Here is a 16608-nt window from a genome sequence, read left to right as displayed (position 1 = left end):
ACGAAGGAGGTTCATAGAGACTATTGAAAAGACTTTATGAACGAGATAAATGTAAAAGGGGAATGCAACAGACCACTGCATTCCCATTTTACATTCTTTTTAAACAGGCATCTTAGCTAAATAGTCTTTCCGCTACTTCCATGCCCTTTGCCATCATGCCTTTCATCTCTGCAGGATCAAATGTTAATCCGCCCGATCCCCCGCCCAGCGGTGCATCCGGGCGAATGATGTGAATGGTGAGCTCCTTTTTTCCCAGGAATGGATTAGCGCCCGGTACATCAAAGAATTTGTCAATATCCGCTTGTTTTACGCCGGCATCCAGCATCTTTTTCTTTACGGCATCAATGTATTGTAACGCACGGTTATACAGAAAAGGTACCTGCACATCATTCACCGCCACATCATTTGTGAACCAGCTGATGGTTGATTCCAGGATGTTGAAGGTGCTGGTAAAACGTTCGTTGCTGGTTGCTGCTGTTTCAGGTGTAAGCAGTATTGCATACACTTCTGTAGCGCCGTTGTCAATAGCCAGCTGTATAGGTGCATATTCCCGCAAGCCGCCGTCTACAAACTGCCGTGGTTTATCCGTAACCGCACTTACTTCTATAGGTGGCATAAACACCGGCTGGCAGGAGGATGCCAGTACCGCTTCCCGGAAAGCCTGCCCGTCGTTTAATTTCACTACATCGTAATTGGTATTCAGCATAGGCATGCCCGTATTGCTGAAGTACGTGATACGCCCGGTTTGCAGGCATACCGTGGTAAGAAATACTTCTTTTTTGGAAGCGGCCAGCTGTTTAAAACGTTCATCCGTATAGTTGGTAGTTATTTGCCTTGCCAGCGGTCCTGCGTCATACAGGGAGTTGGCGCGTGCAAAACGGTTCAGGATATTACCGGTTATCACTACATCCGCAGTGGTTTGTGTAGTGTAAATAGTTTCCAGTACGCCAATTTCGCCCAGGGCCGCCATGGGTACAATAAGGGATCCGGTACTGGTACCGCATAGGGTATCAAACTGGATGTCGGGCCGGTTTTCTGCCAGGTACTTGACCACGCCTACGGCAAACGCTCCCTTGGAACCGCCGCCACTGACTACTAAAGCTGTTTTTGCCATAACTAATTATTTTAAGGGTATTACACCAGTGTAAGATCAGGGAACGGAATCAAACGGGTTTTCCGGAGGTTTTTTCATGAACAGGTTTATGCCAATAGCGGCCTGCAGCCACCAGGTATCTAAATGATAATCCCGTAATGCTTTTAAAGAGAAGGTGGCTAATTGTCCTACTTCTGCGGTGAGGCCGCCACCGGCTAAGCGCTGCTCTTTGGTGCCCCACAAATGTTCCGCCGTTAATTGTATATTCAGTACAGTGCTGGATAATACTTTGGGTTTATCTGTCAGCATCAGCGCCAGGTGCGGGCCTGCCAGGCCATACACGCGTTTGTTGGTATAGGCGCCGGCTGCTGCAGCGCCTATACGTAACCGGCTTTTAATAAGCGTGTACTGCGGCATAAAAGTTAAGCTTCCCAAATACAGGTCCGGTGAGTTGTGAAAGGTGGTTACGCTACCTTGTCCCAACTCCAGCGGAAACACCCAGCCTTTGGGAAACTCCTGGGCAGCAGCAGTAAAAGAGAATAATAAACCTGCTGATAATATGCATGCAATGAATGCATATTTATGGAACCATAACAATGGTTTTTGGGGAACTTTCATGAAGAGAAGTTAACAAAATTTTTCCGGGTTGCGGCCTACTTATTCCAGTATTTCGCACAGGAAACCCTGCTGGCGTACAAAAGCCATCATGGTGTATTCATCTACCTTCATATCTGTAATACGTAACACTTTGTCGCAGTCTTCAATATCCACGTAGCAGGTGTCTACATCAAAGTGGGCGTGAATAACCCGGATCATGTGCTGTCTTTCTGCTGGTGTTGCTATATTGGTTTTGAAGATACCTATCATAGTATCTGTTTTATAGTTAGCAATGGCGTGTAGCATAGGATTTTGTTTTTATGATAGAAAACATCCTGAATTTATAATTATTTCTCCCCGGCACATTACCTGTCAGCACATTAGCAATTATTCCGCAGGCGGGGGCGGTGGCGGGGGAGGAGTAGTTTCCGGTCTGTCCCTCCGCTCATCCCAGAACTCCCTGCGTTCATCCCAGAACCTGCCGCCGCCGCTAAAGCGTCCGCAACGGGCCCGCAGGCGTTCTCTTTCTTCCGGTGTCATGGATTCCATGCGTTGACGCATTTTCTCGCGCCAGCGGCCTTTCCAGGGGGCGGGGCCGCCATGGCCATGCCAGCCGAACAGCAGCTTACCCAGTAATAATAAGCCTAGTGATTGCCAGAAGGTGATCACCGGTCCATGAAAAAGGTCGGGTATAAGACAGTTCCACAGGGTCATAGTTACAAAACCTATTACGGTCATGAACAAGGCACCCAGCAAAATAAATTTCAAAACCCCCAATCCTGGTTTACGTCTCATGATATCAATGCGTTTGTGTGTGATTAATTGTTTGATAACTCCTGGTACAGCTCTGCCAGCTGTTCCCGCAAATACAGCACTGCATAACGTTTGCGCGATAGCAGCGTGTTAATGGATAATCCTGTTTCTGCAGCCATTTCCTTAAATGATTTTCCCTCTACCTCATGTTGCAGGAACACGGTACGTTGTTCAGCCGGTAATTCTTCTATGGCTTCCATGATGGTTTCTGCCAGCATTTTGCGGAGCATAGGCGTATCCGTTTTGGACGAGGGATCCGGCAGTATTTCAGAAAGGAACAAGGTCTCCTCCCCATCATATTCCAGCGTGTTGTCGGAGAAGGGTGTTTCCCGTTTTTTACGGAACCAGTCCGTGATCTTGTTCCGGGTTACTGCAAACAGCCAGCCGGTAATGGAATCAATCTGGCTGCCTAAGCGTAAATATTCGGTGAACTGGTAAAAAACATCCTGTAAAATATCCTCCGCATCCGCCACATTATTTACCCGCTGCCGGATAAAATTCAGCAAACGCTTACGCTCCTTCTGAACGGTTTCTTGTATACGTTCATTTTGTTCTATGGCCATAGATGTTTTTGTAAGGAGCAACTCTTTCATCTTAATTAGGATGACGAAGCAGCTAACGGGATATTTTACCTGTTTGAAAAAAAAGTTTACTATTTCAAGGTGTAATGACGACCATCCGGCTGCCGGAGGGACAAAACCGCCCGGAATTTGCACAAGTGTTTCATTTTCATTCCAAAGCTCAAAAGCAAACTTTCCTAAATTTACGTCATGTCGCACGATCATGCACACTCCCACGCACATACGCATGCATTACCCGTAACTAATGGCCATCTGAACCGGGCATTTATCTGGGGTATTGTCCTCAACCTGGCCTTTGTGGTCATAGAATTTGCAGCCGGTTTTATCACTGATTCCCTGGCCCTTATATCTGACGCCGGCCATAACCTGAGCGATGTGGCCAGCCTGGCCCTTTCGCTGGTGGCTTTTCGCCTGGCAAAAGTGAGGTCCAGCCAGCAGTATACCTATGGCTACCGCAAAAGCACCATCCTGGTATCCCTGTTCAATGCGCTTATTTTACTGGTGGCAGTAGGCGCCATCGGGTGGGAGGCAGTGCGCCGTTTTACCCACCCGGAACCGGTGCCCGGCGGTATGATGGCCATTGTAGCGGGTATTGGCATTGTGGTGAATGCCGCATCGGCCCTCCTGTTTATGAAGGATAAGGAAAAAGACCTGAATGTAAAAGGCGCTTACCTGCACCTGCTGGCAGATGCCATGGTTTCCCTGGGTACGGTAGTGGCAGGCATCATTATAATATATACCAGCTGGTATTGGGTGGATCCGGTGGTAAGCCTGGTGATCATAATTGTAATTGTTTACAGCACCTGGGGCCTGCTTAAAAGCAGCCTGCGCCTTTCTTTAGATGGGGTGCCACAGGGAATTGAGCTGGAGGAGGTAAAAAAGATAGCGCTGAAAATACCCGGCGTAAAAGACATTTACCATATTCATATCTGGGCCATGAGCACCACGGAAAATGCGCTTACCGCCCAGCTGGTGGTGGCCGCACAATTAAATATGGAGCAGGTGGACGGGCTGAAGAAAACGCTGTGTCATGAGCTGGAACACCTGGGCATTCAGCACATTACGCTGGAAACTAGCGTGTCACCAGCACCACATACTTCTCTATAAAATATTCCAGTGGAAATAGGTCGTAAATATCCAGCAGGGTAGGGGCGCAGCCGCTTTCGGATATTTCCTGGGAAAGGTCGCCACCCTTCAGGCATATAAGGCCGCTGGCAGCTTCTTCATCGCTCTCCGTTTTCTGTTTTCCGCTTTGCGCTTTTTTCAGCAGGGGCTTGCTCCAGCGCCACAGGTCGCCCAGCGGGGCTACTGCGCGGGATACTACCACATCAAATTTGCGGTTCTTTATCTCTTCTGCCCGGCTATGGGCAGTGGTTACATTTTTTAGCTCCAGGGCTTCCACCACCGCTTCCACTACCTTAATTTTTTTACCAATGGAATCTACCAGGTGAAATTGTACCTCCGGGAAGAAAATTGCCAGCGGAATACCGGGAAAACCGCCGCCTGTGCCCAGGTCCAGCACCTGTGTGCCGGCCGGTATGTCTACGGCAGCGGCAATGCTCAGGGAATGCAGCACATGTTTTTCATACAGGCTGTCAATGTCTTTACGGGATATTACGTTGATCTTTTCATTCCATTCCCGGTACACGGCATCCAGTGCAGTCAGCTGCTGCAGCTGCAAAGGCGTGAAGTCGGAAAAATATTGCAGGATAATGTCCATGATAAAACTGCCGGCTGGTAGCTGTTTACAAGCTATCAGCTACTTTGCTGGGCAGCTTGTACTACCATTTGTTCTTTGACTTAGACTTAAAAAATAAAGAGGGTGTGAAGATAATGTAATACAGGCACATAAAGATATCCATGAACCAGGAGAGTTTGAACAGGTCAGCCTCATCCAGCTTGCGCAGGGCAAAGAAAAAGATAATGGATTGTATGAGCAGCTTAGCGCCGAAAATGGCCAGTACATAATACATCAGCGGCCAGTAGAACAGGCTTACGATGAATGCAGGATAAAAGAAGAAATGGCTTAAGGAAAACATGCCCAGCAGCAGCTTATGCCCAAAGCGGTAATGTTTACCGGTAGACATATGCCTGGTTTTTTGCCGGAACCAGCGGCTCCAGTTGTCTTTAGGCTCTGAGTAGGTGAATGCTTGTTTATCAATAACCACGGCTACGTTCTGACTGTTGGCTGCGGTGTTCACAAACAGGTCATCATCGCCGGAAGCCAGGTGCTGGTGGTTCACAAAACCTTTATTACGGAAAAACAGGTCTTTCTTATACGCCAGGTTGCGGCCCACGCCCATGTAAGGCACACCGGCCATGGCAAAGGAAAGGTATTGCAGTGCGCTGAAAAAAGTTTCGTAACGGATCACTTTATTCAGGAAACCGGGTTTTTTTACATAAGGACCATAACCCAGCACAATTTCTTTACCATCGCTGAAGCCCTGGCTCATAATGTGCAGCCAGTTCACGCTGGCCGGGCGGCAGTCTGCATCTGTCAGCAGCACATGTTCATACTGCGCACCTTTTAAACCTATGGATAAGGGATATTTTTTACCGGGAATAAATTTGGCGGCCTGTTTCAGCTCTATGTGGCGGTAGTGGGCGTAGCCAGGCTCTATGGAACGCAGGTAGTATTTGGTATCGTCTTCGGAATTGTCGTTCACCACAATTACTTCGTATTCCGGGTTGTGGTGTATGTCGTACCGCTGTTGCAGCACCGTGGGCAGGTTCTTTTGCAGGTTCAGCTCCTCGTTCTTGGCGCAAATGATCACCGAAAAACGGTTGTCAGGCGCTTCGTCCAGATCAAAATGGCGCTTGTAAAAGGCTACGCGGGAAAAAAAGATCAGGTAATACAGCACCTGAATACCAGCCACGGTAGCAAAAATGTAAAAGACAATTAAACCCAGATGTTCCGACATATTGAGGACAAATATATATGTTTTTGTTTATCTGTAACCTGATGGGGATAAAAAAGGTAAAATATGAAACGGGATAAGTCAACTACCATATTTTTGTTCTATTTAATGGTCATTTTCCACACCTTTTTTTCTGCATTGCCCACCTGCATAAGCGCACATTAGCAACTAATAGCTCACCACCTTACCCGCAAACCAGGCATTGATCAAGGACTACATTCACAACCCAATAACTCCCTCTCCGGCAAAACCAGCACATTCCCCCATCATCTGCATATCCGCACATTTATTCCTCCCCCTCCCTTCAGCAAAAACCAGCACATCAGCATATTAGCACATAAGCACATCATCATTTACCATCTGCATATCCGCACATTTGCACATTAATTCTACCTTTGCCCTGTTTTATGAATTTTGACCTTCTTACCACCGATAACAACAGCCAGGCCCGCGCAGGTATGCTTACTACGGCCCATGGCAGTATTGAAACGCGCATTTTTATGCCGGTAGGCACTGTGGGCAGTGTAAAAGCAGTAACCCAGGAACAGCTGCGGAATGATGTACAGGCGCAGATCATCCTGGGAAATACCTATCACCTGTCCCTGCGCCCCGGCCTGGAAGTATTATCCGCCGCCGGCGGGCTGCACCACTTTAATGGCTGGCAGCGTCCCATACTTACGGATAGCGGCGGCTACCAGGTTTTTTCCCTGGCCGCCAACCGGAAAATAAAGGAGGAAGGGGTGGTGTTCCAGTCGCATATAGATGGCAGCCGCCACCTGTTTACCCCGGAAAGTGTAATGGATATCCAGCGCACCATAGGCGCCGATATTATTATGGCCTTTGATGAATGCCCGCCCTACCCGTCAGAGTTTGCGTACGCCCGTAAATCCATGGAGCTTACACACCGCTGGCTGGACCGCTGCATTAAACGCCTGGCAGAAACACAGCCGGCTTACGGGCATGAGCAAACGCTGTTTCCCATTGTGCAGGGCAGCACCTATAAAGAGCTGCGCACCATTTCCGCCACGGAAATAGCCGCGCGCGAATGCGCCGGTAACGCCATTGGCGGCCTTAGCGTGGGCGAGCCGGAAGCGGAGATGTATGAAATGTGCGGGCTGGTATGTGAAATATTGCCGGTGCATAAACCCCGCTACCTCATGGGGGTAGGCACTCCCTGGAACCTGCTGGAAAATATTGCGCTGGGTATAGAGATGTTTGATTGTGTAATGCCTACCCGCAATGGCCGTAACGGTATGTTATTCACCTGGCAGGGCGTTATTAATATCAAGAATAAAAAATGGGCAACAGATTTTTCGGTGATTGATGAGCAAACCAATTGTTTTGCCAGTAACAATTATACCAAAGCCTACCTGCGCCACCTGTTTGCCGCCGGGGAAATACTGGGTATGCAGCTGGCCAGCATTCATAACCTGAGCTTTTACCTGCAGCTGGTAAAAGCCGCCCGGGAGCAGATCTTGGCCGGTACCTATGCCGCCTGGAAAGCCGCTATGGTACCACAGCTACAAACAAGACTGTAATGCAATTTTAGATTTTAGATGTACGATTTTAGATTTCATTAACATGACCAGGTGAAAATCATACCTGCTAAATCGTAGATTGCAAAATTATAATGTTACTATTCTAAAGATTTACGGCTAAGATCAGCTTCAATCAGATCTAAGATCGTAAATCTAAAATCGTAAATCAGTATGACAAAGATCGATTGGTATATACTGCGGAAGTTCATAGGAACATTCATTTATTCCCTGATGATCCTGCTGGTGATTTCAGTAGTGATAGACATTACGGAGAAGGTGGATGATTTTATGAACAACAACCTTTCCCTGAAAACCATTGTAGTAGATTACTACTTTGGTTTCATCCCGCATATTGCCGCCCTGTTATTTCCTTTGTTCATTTTTATATCCGTTATCTTTTTTACTTCCAAAATGGCCTACCGCTCAGAGATCATTGCCATCCTGAGCGCAGGGGTAAGCTTTCGCCGTCTGCTGCGCCCCTTTTGGATAGGCGCTTTCCTGTTTGCCGGCCTGCTTTGGCTGGGCAACCGGTGGACAGTTCCCAACGCCAACCGCATACGCACTAAATTCGAAAATACGTATATACACGCCCGTGATGAAGGACATACCATGTACGATAAAACTACCCGTATAGATAGTTTCACGTACGTTACTTTTGGCTCTTATGATCCTAATTATCACAGTGGCAGCAACTTTGTGCTGGAAAGGGTAGAAGGGTTGAATATGACGCTGAAGATCCGTGCCGACCGTATCTCCTGGGATTCCACCCAAAAGAAATGGCGCCTGGACTATGTATCCCTGCGCCGGATCAAGGGCCTCAAAGAAACCTGGTGGAGCAAACAGGATACTATCCTGAAGCTGACCCTTACCCCTAAGGAAATGGAAGAGGCCAAAAACCTGCAGGAAGCCATGACCACCCCGGAGCTGGACCGTTTTATAGCCCGTGAAGAGATACGGGGCGCAGAAGGACTCAATATTTATTACGTAGAAAAATACCGCCGTACCGCTGCAGCAGCTGCCGTGGTTATCCTGAGCCTTATTGGCGCTATCATTGCCTCCCGTAAGGTAAGAGGGGGCAGCGGCCTGCACCTGGCCCTGGGTATTGTGATCAGCGCCACCTATATTATCTTCCTCCAGTTCTCCACCGTATTCTCTACCAAAGCCAACCTCAACCCCTTGCTGGCAGTATGGATCCCTAACTTTGTGTTTGGAGCGGTGGCTATCTGGTTATACATGCGGGCGCCTAAATAAGGGAGTTCTAATGGGTTTCTAATAAAAAATTCACATTTCCTTAATAAAACTTAACATTTTAATATATTTCAATCTATTGATTGAGATACAATAGCTTATACTTGTTAACCATTGCTTACTGGTTACGGAGAGTTGCTAAAAAAGCCTGGCGTTTTAGTTAACAAATCCTTACTTTTGACAATTGATCGATTGTGTTTTAACTATCAAACTACAGTATCAAAATGGGGTATATAAAAGAAAAATTCAAGGTAAAGGCCGATGAACTTAGCGCAGAAGTTAAGGACCTGATAAAAAATCATGGCAATAAAAAATTGGATGATGTTACGATTGCACAGGCTTACCAGGGTATGCGCGGCATTCCCGGCCTGGTAACAGAAACCTCTTTACTGGATGCCAATGAAGGTATCCGCTTCAGAGGATATTCAATTCCCGAGCTGCGGGACAATTTACCCAAAGCCCCGGGCGGTGCAGAGCCTTTACCGGAAGGTTTGTTTTACCTGATGCTGATTGGCGAATTACCCACCGAAGCAGATGTACAGTATCTCTCCGGCATGTGGGCCCGCCGTTCGCATGTACCCAACTATGTATTTGATGCAATTGAGGCGCTGCCCATCACTGCGCATCCCATGACCATGTTCACCGTAGGTATTATGGCGCTGCAGACAGAATCTGATTTTGCCAAAGCCTATGCAGAAGGCATCAGTAAAAAAGATTACTGGAGCCATATGTATGAGGATACCATGAACCTCATTGCGCGCCTGCCCCGCATAGCAGCATACGTATATCGCCGTAAGTATAAAGGAGGTAAGCATATACAGCCCAACGGAATGCTGGACTGGTCTGCCAACTTTGCCCACATGCTGGGTTATGACGATGAAGGTTTCAAAGAGCTGATGCGCCTTTATATGACCATCCACTCTGACCATGAAGGTGGTAACGTAAGCGCACACACTACCCACCTGGTAGGTTCTGCCCTTAGCGATGCTTACCTGTCATTTGCAGCCGGTATGAACGGCCTGGCAGGTCCGCTGCATGGCCTGGCTAACCAGGAAGTGATCCGCTGGATCCTGAGCATGCGTGAAGAGCTGGGTGGTGGTATTCCTACCAAAAGCCAGATAGAACAATACGTACGCAAAACTTTGTCTGATGGTAAGGTAGTACCAGGTTACGGCCACGCCGTACTGCGTAAAACAGATCCCCGTTTTACTGCCCAGATGGAATTTGCCAAGAAACACTTACCGGACGATGAGCTGGTGCGTATAGTATGGATGGTGTATGAAACCGTGCCCCCCATTTTACAGGACCTGGGTAAGGTAAAGAACCCCTGGCCTAATGTGGATGCACATTCCGGCGCCCTGCTGGTACACTACGGCCTGGTAGAATATGAGTTCTACACCGTGCTGTTTGGCGTATCCCGCGCGCTGGGCGTACTGGCATCCCTGTGCTGGGACCGTGCCCTGGGTCTTTCTCTCGAACGCCCCAAATCTGTAACTACAGAGTGGATGAAGCTGTTCGCAGAAGGTAAGATAGAAGCCATTGCAGAATAGTTGATTAGTCCATGGTCCATAGTCGATGGTCCATAGACTCGTACGTATAGTAATACTTAAAGGATCTGAAATACTGAATAGTCCGTGGAGTTTCCGCGGACTATTTTATTTAATCTTCGTATTTAAATAACTTGCAACCTCCACGGACCATTGACTATGGACCATGGACAAAAAACGCATTAATTATACCACCGCCAATCGCCATATTATCCAATCCAATTGAGTACCTGAAAGGGGTAGGGCCGCAACGCGGAGAGCTGCTGCGTAAGGAGCTGAACCTGCACACCTTTGGCGACCTCCTTAATTATTTCCCCTTCCGGTATGTGGACCGTACCAAGGTGGAAAAAATAGGGCAGCTCATGGGGCAAATGGATTATGTGCAGATCCGCGGGCGCATTACTTCCCTGGAAGTCATCGGGGAAAAGCGGGGCAAAAGGCTGGTGGCCACCCTGCGCGATGAAACCGGAGAAATAGAGCTGGTATGGTTCCAGGGCTGGCAGTGGATGCAAAAATCCCTGCAGGAGCAAACCGCTTACCTGGTGTTTGGCAAGTTATCTTTCTTTAACGGCACCCTACAGATCGCCCATCCTGAAATGGACCTGCTCACGGAAAATATTGCCGGCGGCAAACAGTTCCTGGAGCCGGTATATTATACCACGGAAAAGCTGAAGGCCCGCGGCCTAACGGCCAAGGCTATCGGAAAGCTCACCTTTAACCTGCTGGAGCAGCTATCGCCCCTGGAAATACCGGAAAATATTCCGGCACCTGTAATGCAGCAGTACCGCCTTATGACAAGGCCCATGGCTTTTTTCAAGATCCATTTACCAGCCACGGAAGAAGAAGCGCAGCAGGCCAGGCGCCGCCTGAAGTTTGAAGAGCTGTTCATTGCACAGATCCGCATTTGCCGGATCCGGATCAGGCGGCACCAGCAATCGCACGGGTATATCTTTGGCGCGGTAGGAGATCATTTCAATGACTTTTATAACAACCATTTGCCGTTCCCCTTAACCGGCGCGCAAAAGCGGGTGTTAAAAGAAATACGGCAGGATACTATGAATGGCCGCCAGATGAACCGCCTGTTACAGGGCGATGTAGGCAGCGGCAAAACCATTGTAGCCCTGTTAACCATGCTGCTGGCTATAGACAATGGTTTCCAGGCCTGTTTAATGGCTCCTACGGAAATACTGTCGCAGCAGCATTTTAAAGGTATTTCAGAGCTGCTGGAAAATATGCCGTTAAAGGCTGCCCTGCTTACCGGCAGTATTAAAGGCAAGGCGCGCAAACAAATACTGGCAGCTGTAGCAGACGGCAGCATACAAATATTGATAGGCACACATGCTCTGCTGGAAAAGGAAGTAGCGTTCCGGAACCTGGGCATGGCTATAGTAGATGAGCAGCACCGTTTTGGCGTAGCCCAGCGGGCGCGCCTGTGGGAAAAGAATGATATACCACCGCATATACTGGTTATGACGGCAACGCCTATACCGCGTACCCTGGCCATGACCATTTATGGCGACCTGGATGTATCCGTGATAGATGAAATGCCGCCCGGCCGCAAACCCATTACCACCGTACACCGCACAGAGTTCCAGCGCCCGCAGGTAATGGATTTTATTAAGGAAGAAGTTAGCAAAGGCCGGCAGGCCTACATCGTATACCCGCTGATAGAGGAATCCGAAAAAATGGATTATGAGAACCTGATGAAAGGGTATGAGGAAGTAAAAGCTTTTTTTCCGGAGCCGCAGTATTACATTAGCATGGTGCACGGCCGCCAGCCCGCAGACATGCGGGAAACCAATATGCAGCGTTTCGTAAAAGGCGAAACCCATATTATGGTAGCCACCACGGTAATTGAAGTAGGCGTAAACGTGCCCAATGCTTCCGTAATGGTAATAGAAAGCACGGAACGTTTTGGCCTGTCGCAGCTGGACCAGCTGCGGGGCAGGGTAGGCCGGGGCGCAGAACAGTCTTTCTGTATCCTGATGACCGGGGTAAAGCTGGGCGCCGATTCAAAAGAGCGTATTAACGTGATGGTGCAAACGAACAATGGTTTCATTATCTCTGAAAAAGATATGGAGCTGCGCGGCCCCGGCGATATGGAAGGTACCCGCCAGAGCGGCGTGCTGGATTTTAAGCTGGCCGATATTTTGCACGATAAGCCGGTGCTGGATGCAGCCCGGGCCTGTGCGGAAAAGATCTTACAGGAAGATATGGACCTGTCGCTGCCTGAAAATCAACCCTTACAGGAATATTTAGCCAGCCAGCGGGGAAAATCCCAGTGGAGTAAAATTTCCTGACCCGGTTTTACGTTTGTTATTAGAATTTAAATCATGCTTTAGTATGCCAGCCAGCCGTTAAGTAACTTTAAACAGTGTAATCCGTTATAAGCCATGGAATATGTTCCATGGACTTTCACCCACCAACTAAATGTTTATCACTTGAAACTCAATTCCCTTGCCGTTTTTACAGGTATCATAATGGTGCTGGTAAGCGGGGTCGTTAAAGGTCAGTCTACTGCCGCCAGTAATTTTACTCCCCTGCAGTTTGTAGAGAACAAAGGGCAGTGGTCCGGGAATTTCCTGTATAGAACAGACCTGGGCAGTGGCAGCATTTTCCTCAAAAAGAGTGGTTTTACCTTTAATCTGATGGATCCGGCAGGGCTGGAAAGTGTAAGGGAATATTTTCACGGGCATGCTTCCGCACCCGTACCTCCTTCTGTTGACTATGACGCCAAAGCAGCCTCCAATAAAAGCACAGCAGCTGCCAGCGTGCAGGGCGGCAGTACTCCTCAGGCGCCGGTAATTAGATCACATGCCTATGAGGTTACTTTTTTAAACGCCAATAAAGATCCGCAGCTGGTGCCGGATAAGGCTATAGAAGCATACAGCAACTATTTTATCGGGAACGATGCTACGAAATGGCGCTCCAATGTAAAGTCTTATCAAAGTGTGATGTATCAGGAGCTCTATGCAGGCATTGATATGCAGGTGTATTCAGAAGCATCCCAGTTAAAATATGATCTTATTGTGAAACCCGGTGCAGATGCAGCTAAGGTGGAGCTGGAGTACACCGGGGTAGATAAGCTGGAGCTGAAAAAAGGCAACCTGGAAATCACTACCTCCGTAGGCGTAGCCAGGGAGCTGATGCCATATGCTTATCAATACATCAATGAACAACGTATACCCGTAAAAGTGAGCTACCGGTTAAGCGGTAATAAAGTAGGATTTAAAATAAGCGGGGATTATGATGGAAAGTATCCGCTGGTAATAGACCCCAGCTATGTATTTTCTACCCTCTCCGGCGCCCGGGCCGATAACTGGGGTTTTACCGCTACCTATGATGCAGCAGGTAATTTTTACGGTGGCAGCATCAGCTTTGATCCCGGTAATTACCCGGTAACACCGGGCGCTGCACAAAGCTCTTTCCAGGGTGGGAAGTTTGATATTGCTATTAGTAAGTTTGATCCTACAGGCCGCCGTTTATTGTATGCAACCTACCTGGGTGGCAATAATATTGAGCAGCCGCATAGCCTGTTTGTAGATACGAAGGGCGAGCTGGTGATCAGCGGCAGAACCAAATCATCCGATTTTCCTTTCACCAATGTTGTAGGCAAACGTGGCGGCTGGGATATTGCCGTAGTAAAATTAAATGCTGCCGGCACCGGTATTATTGGTGCATTGTGCATAGCCGGCAGTGTGGATGATGGGGTGAACATACGGGAGGACCGGCAAAGCGGCGCCTCCGTGCTGTTACGCAACTATGGCGATGATGCCCGCAGTGAGGTGGTGGTAGATGCAGCAGATAATATTTACGTAGCCAGCTGTACCCGTTCTACGGATTTCCCGGTAACAGCCGGCACTTTCCAGAACGCAATGGGCGGCAGCCAGGATGGCGTGGTAATGAAAATAGATCCCACCTGTAATGCATTAACCTGGGCCAGCTATATAGGCGGTTCTAAAGAAGATGCAGCCTATGTGCTGGCATTAAATGGCAATACACTGTATGTGGCTGGCGGCACCGCCAGCACTGACTTCCGCACAACAGGTGGCAGTAAGTATCCTGCTTACCGCGGCGGTGTGTGCGATGGCTTTATCAGCCATATTACCACCGATGGTACCACCCTGCTGCAAAGCACCTATATAGGATCTGATAACCCCTCTGCCGACCAGGTATATGGCATTCAGCTGGATGCAGGCGGTTATGTATATGTAATGGGTACTACAGAAGGTAACTGGCCCATACAGCAGCCCGGTGGCGCTACTACTTTTTATAATGATAATTCCAAACAGTTTATATCCAAGCTGCAGCCCAACCTGTCGGCCTTTGTATACTCTACAACCTTTGGCAAGCAGGCCTCAGAGCCCAGTATTTCGCCGGTAGCTTTCCTGGTAGATAAATGTGAGAACGTGTACATTTCCGGCTGGGGCGGCGGGCTGGATAAAGGCTTGAAATATCCCAATTCCGGTACCTCAGGCCTGCCGGTGAAAAATGCTTTGCAGCGCACTACCGACGATCAGGACTTTTACTTTTTTGTGCTGCAGCGCGATGCTACAGGCGTGCTGTTTGCCAGCTTTTTTGGCGGCAATGGTTTGTATGAGCATGTGGATGGCGGTACCAGCCGCTTTGACCGTAACGGCGTTATTTACCAGGGTTTATGCGCCTGGTGTAATATATCCACCAGTCCAACCAAACCGCGCTATCCTACCACGCCGGGCGCTTACTCCAATGTAGCGCCGCCGGATTGTAATTTTGGTGCATTAAAGATTGCCTTTAACCTGGATGGGGTAAAGGCCGGCATTAAAACCCTGGACCGTAAAAAGAACTATTGCGTACCTGCTGATATTACGTTTGTGGATACCACCAGCAGCCCCGCCCAAACCCGTACCTGGAACTTTGGCGATGGTACGCCGGATGTAGGCGGCAACCTGGATACCATTACGCATACCTATGCCGCTATTGGCGATTATACGGTACGCCTGGTTAAATGCGATCCCGCCAGCTGTAATGGATGCGATACGGCTTTTACAGAAATACGCATCCGGGCCGATAGTGCGGTGGTGGATTTTTCAGCCCTTCGCCAGCCGCCCTGCGAATCACTGGCCTATGAGTTCACCAATGGTTCTACCCCGCCGCCGGGCAAGCCCTTTACCAGCCAGTCATTTTTACTGGACTTTGGAGATGGTACCCCGGCATCGTCCGTGGGCACAGGCTCCTGGCAGCACCCTTACCAGGCAGACGGTATTTATAATGCCACCCTTACCCTGGTAGATACCAACTACTGTAATGCACCGCATACGGAAGCTATACTCCTGCGGGTAGCCGCCAACGTAGTGGCCAGCTTTACGGCGCCGGACAGCTCCTGCGCACCGGCAGTTATTGAATTTGGCAATACCACCCTGGGCGGGGAATCCTTTAGCTGGGATTTTGGAGACGGGGCTGCTTCCACAGAAGCTTATCCCACCCATACCTACCCCACGCCAGGCGACTACCAGGTAACCCTGCATGCAGTGGATAACAATACCTGTAATAAAACAGACGATACCACCGTAACCATACGTGTATTTGGCGCGCCTTCCGCGGAGTTTTCCTTTACGCCCACCAAACCGGAGGACAATACGCCGGTTACCTTTGTAAACCAGTCCATTGGCGCCGTAAGTTATTTATGGGCGTTTGGCGATGGTGAGATATCAACACAAACCAACCCGGTGCACCAGTACAACAAAACCGGCACTTACGAGGTATGCATGACGGCCACTAACCAGGCCGGCTGTACGGATACGGCCTGCCAGCAGGTAACCGCCATTGTCGTTCCTTTGTTTGATGTACCTAATGCCTTCTCTCCCAACGGGGATGGTATGAACGATGTGCTGCTGGTACGTGGTTTTGGCATCAATAAGTTCAGCTTCAAGATCTTTAACCGCTGGGGGCAGCTGGTATTTGAATCCAATGATCCTTCCATTGGCTGGGATGGCCGGTTCAAAGGCGCTTTGCAACCGATGGATGCTTATGCCTTTACAGTGTACCTGGAGTTTAGTGATGGCAGCAAGGCAAATAAACAGGGTAGCGTTACCTTATTACGGTAAAAGGGGAAGACCATACAACAATTTTGCAACGCCTTAAACGTTTTATTATTGTACAGGTCTTAGTTTAGAATGGTACAAAAATAAATTTGCGGGCTTATGTATTATACCACTTGTTTATCCGCATCTTCTGTATAAATAACTTATTACATAGGATGAATGTTGCCCCAAAGCCGGTAACATTAGCCAA

The 16608-nt window shown here is 48.7% G+C and carries 13 protein-coding genes; 6 read left to right on the top strand and 7 right to left on the bottom strand.

Features of this window, described 5'->3' with window-relative positions; genetic code table 11:
* Positions 1-112: 112 nt before the first annotated feature.
* From KVT36_RS02030 to KVT36_RS02010, 5 genes are all read right to left on the bottom strand, one after another.
* Positions 113-1114: a patatin-like phospholipase family protein gene (locus tag KVT36_RS02030; protein ID WP_217601825.1), complete on the bottom strand. Its 1002-nt coding sequence runs from the start codon at positions 1112-1114 to the stop codon at positions 113-115.
* 36 nt (positions 1115-1150) lie between these two features.
* Positions 1151-1711, bottom strand: a complete 561-nt coding sequence (locus tag KVT36_RS02025) for a hypothetical protein (protein ID WP_217601824.1) — start codon at positions 1709-1711, stop codon at positions 1151-1153.
* 39 nt (positions 1712-1750) lie between these two features.
* Positions 1751-1996 (bottom strand): hypothetical protein, encoded by a 246-nt coding sequence (locus KVT36_RS02020; protein WP_238386652.1) that lies wholly within the window; start codon positions 1994-1996, stop codon positions 1751-1753.
* Positions 1997-2077: 81 nt separating this feature from the next.
* On the bottom strand, positions 2078-2458 hold the full coding sequence (locus tag KVT36_RS02015) for a periplasmic heavy metal sensor (RefSeq protein ID WP_217601823.1): 381 nt from the start codon (positions 2456-2458) through the stop codon (positions 2078-2080).
* A 50-nt stretch (positions 2459-2508) separates the two neighbouring features.
* The gene (locus KVT36_RS02010; RefSeq protein ID WP_254639793.1) at positions 2509-3096 is read right to left on the bottom strand and encodes an RNA polymerase sigma factor; all 588 of its coding nucleotides are present in this window, start codon (positions 3094-3096) and stop codon (positions 2509-2511) included.
* 177 nt (positions 3097-3273) lie between these two features.
* Here KVT36_RS02010 and KVT36_RS02005 point away from each other — a divergent pair, with 177 nt between their 5' ends.
* Positions 3274-4191, top strand: a complete 918-nt coding sequence (locus KVT36_RS02005; RefSeq protein WP_217601822.1) for a cation diffusion facilitator family transporter — start codon at positions 3274-3276, stop codon at positions 4189-4191.
* Here the strand turns inward: KVT36_RS02005 and rsmG are convergent.
* Positions 4157-4804, bottom strand: coding sequence for a 16S rRNA (guanine(527)-N(7))-methyltransferase RsmG (gene rsmG / locus KVT36_RS02000; protein WP_217601821.1), 648 nt, complete (start codon positions 4802-4804; stop codon positions 4157-4159). The two genes, KVT36_RS02005 and rsmG, sit on opposite strands and share 35 nt — an antisense overlap.
* A 61-nt stretch (positions 4805-4865) precedes the next feature.
* The gene (locus KVT36_RS01995; RefSeq protein WP_217601820.1) at positions 4866-6005 is read right to left on the bottom strand and encodes a glycosyltransferase; all 1140 of its coding nucleotides are present in this window, start codon (positions 6003-6005) and stop codon (positions 4866-4868) included.
* A 404-nt stretch (positions 6006-6409) separates the two neighbouring features.
* Between KVT36_RS01995 and tgt the strand changes: the two genes are divergently transcribed.
* From tgt to KVT36_RS01970, 5 genes are all read left to right on the top strand, one after another.
* Positions 6410-7540, top strand: a complete 1131-nt coding sequence (gene tgt, locus KVT36_RS01990; protein ID WP_217601819.1) for a tRNA guanosine(34) transglycosylase Tgt — start codon at positions 6410-6412, stop codon at positions 7538-7540.
* A 171-nt stretch (positions 7541-7711) separates the two neighbouring features.
* Positions 7712-8791 carry an LptF/LptG family permease gene (locus KVT36_RS01985; RefSeq protein WP_217601818.1) on the top strand — a complete coding sequence of 360 codons (1080 nt, stop codon included), beginning with the start codon at positions 7712-7714 and terminating at the stop codon, positions 8789-8791.
* Positions 8792-9012: 221 nt separating this feature from the next.
* A complete protein-coding gene (locus KVT36_RS01980) occupies positions 9013-10338 on the top strand; it encodes a citrate (Si)-synthase, eukaryotic (protein ID WP_217601817.1) in 1326 nt (441 codons plus the stop codon).
* A 131-nt stretch (positions 10339-10469) separates the two neighbouring features.
* Positions 10470-12635: an ATP-dependent DNA helicase RecG gene (recG, locus tag KVT36_RS01975; RefSeq protein WP_254639792.1), complete on the top strand. Its 2166-nt coding sequence runs from the start codon at positions 10470-10472 to the stop codon at positions 12633-12635.
* A gap of 141 nt (positions 12636-12776) precedes the next feature.
* Positions 12777-16421 carry a PKD domain-containing protein gene (locus tag KVT36_RS01970; protein ID WP_217601816.1) on the top strand — a complete coding sequence of 1215 codons (3645 nt, stop codon included), beginning with the start codon at positions 12777-12779 and terminating at the stop codon, positions 16419-16421.
* Positions 16422-16608 lie beyond the last annotated feature (187 nt).

Origin of the sequence: Chitinophaga sp. GbtcB8, assembly GCF_019091455.1 — a bacterium.
Lineage (GTDB): Bacteria > Bacteroidota > Bacteroidia > Chitinophagales > Chitinophagaceae > Chitinophaga.
Note: the sequence above shows the minus strand (reverse complement) of the source record. Positions and strands in the feature narration are given on the sequence as shown.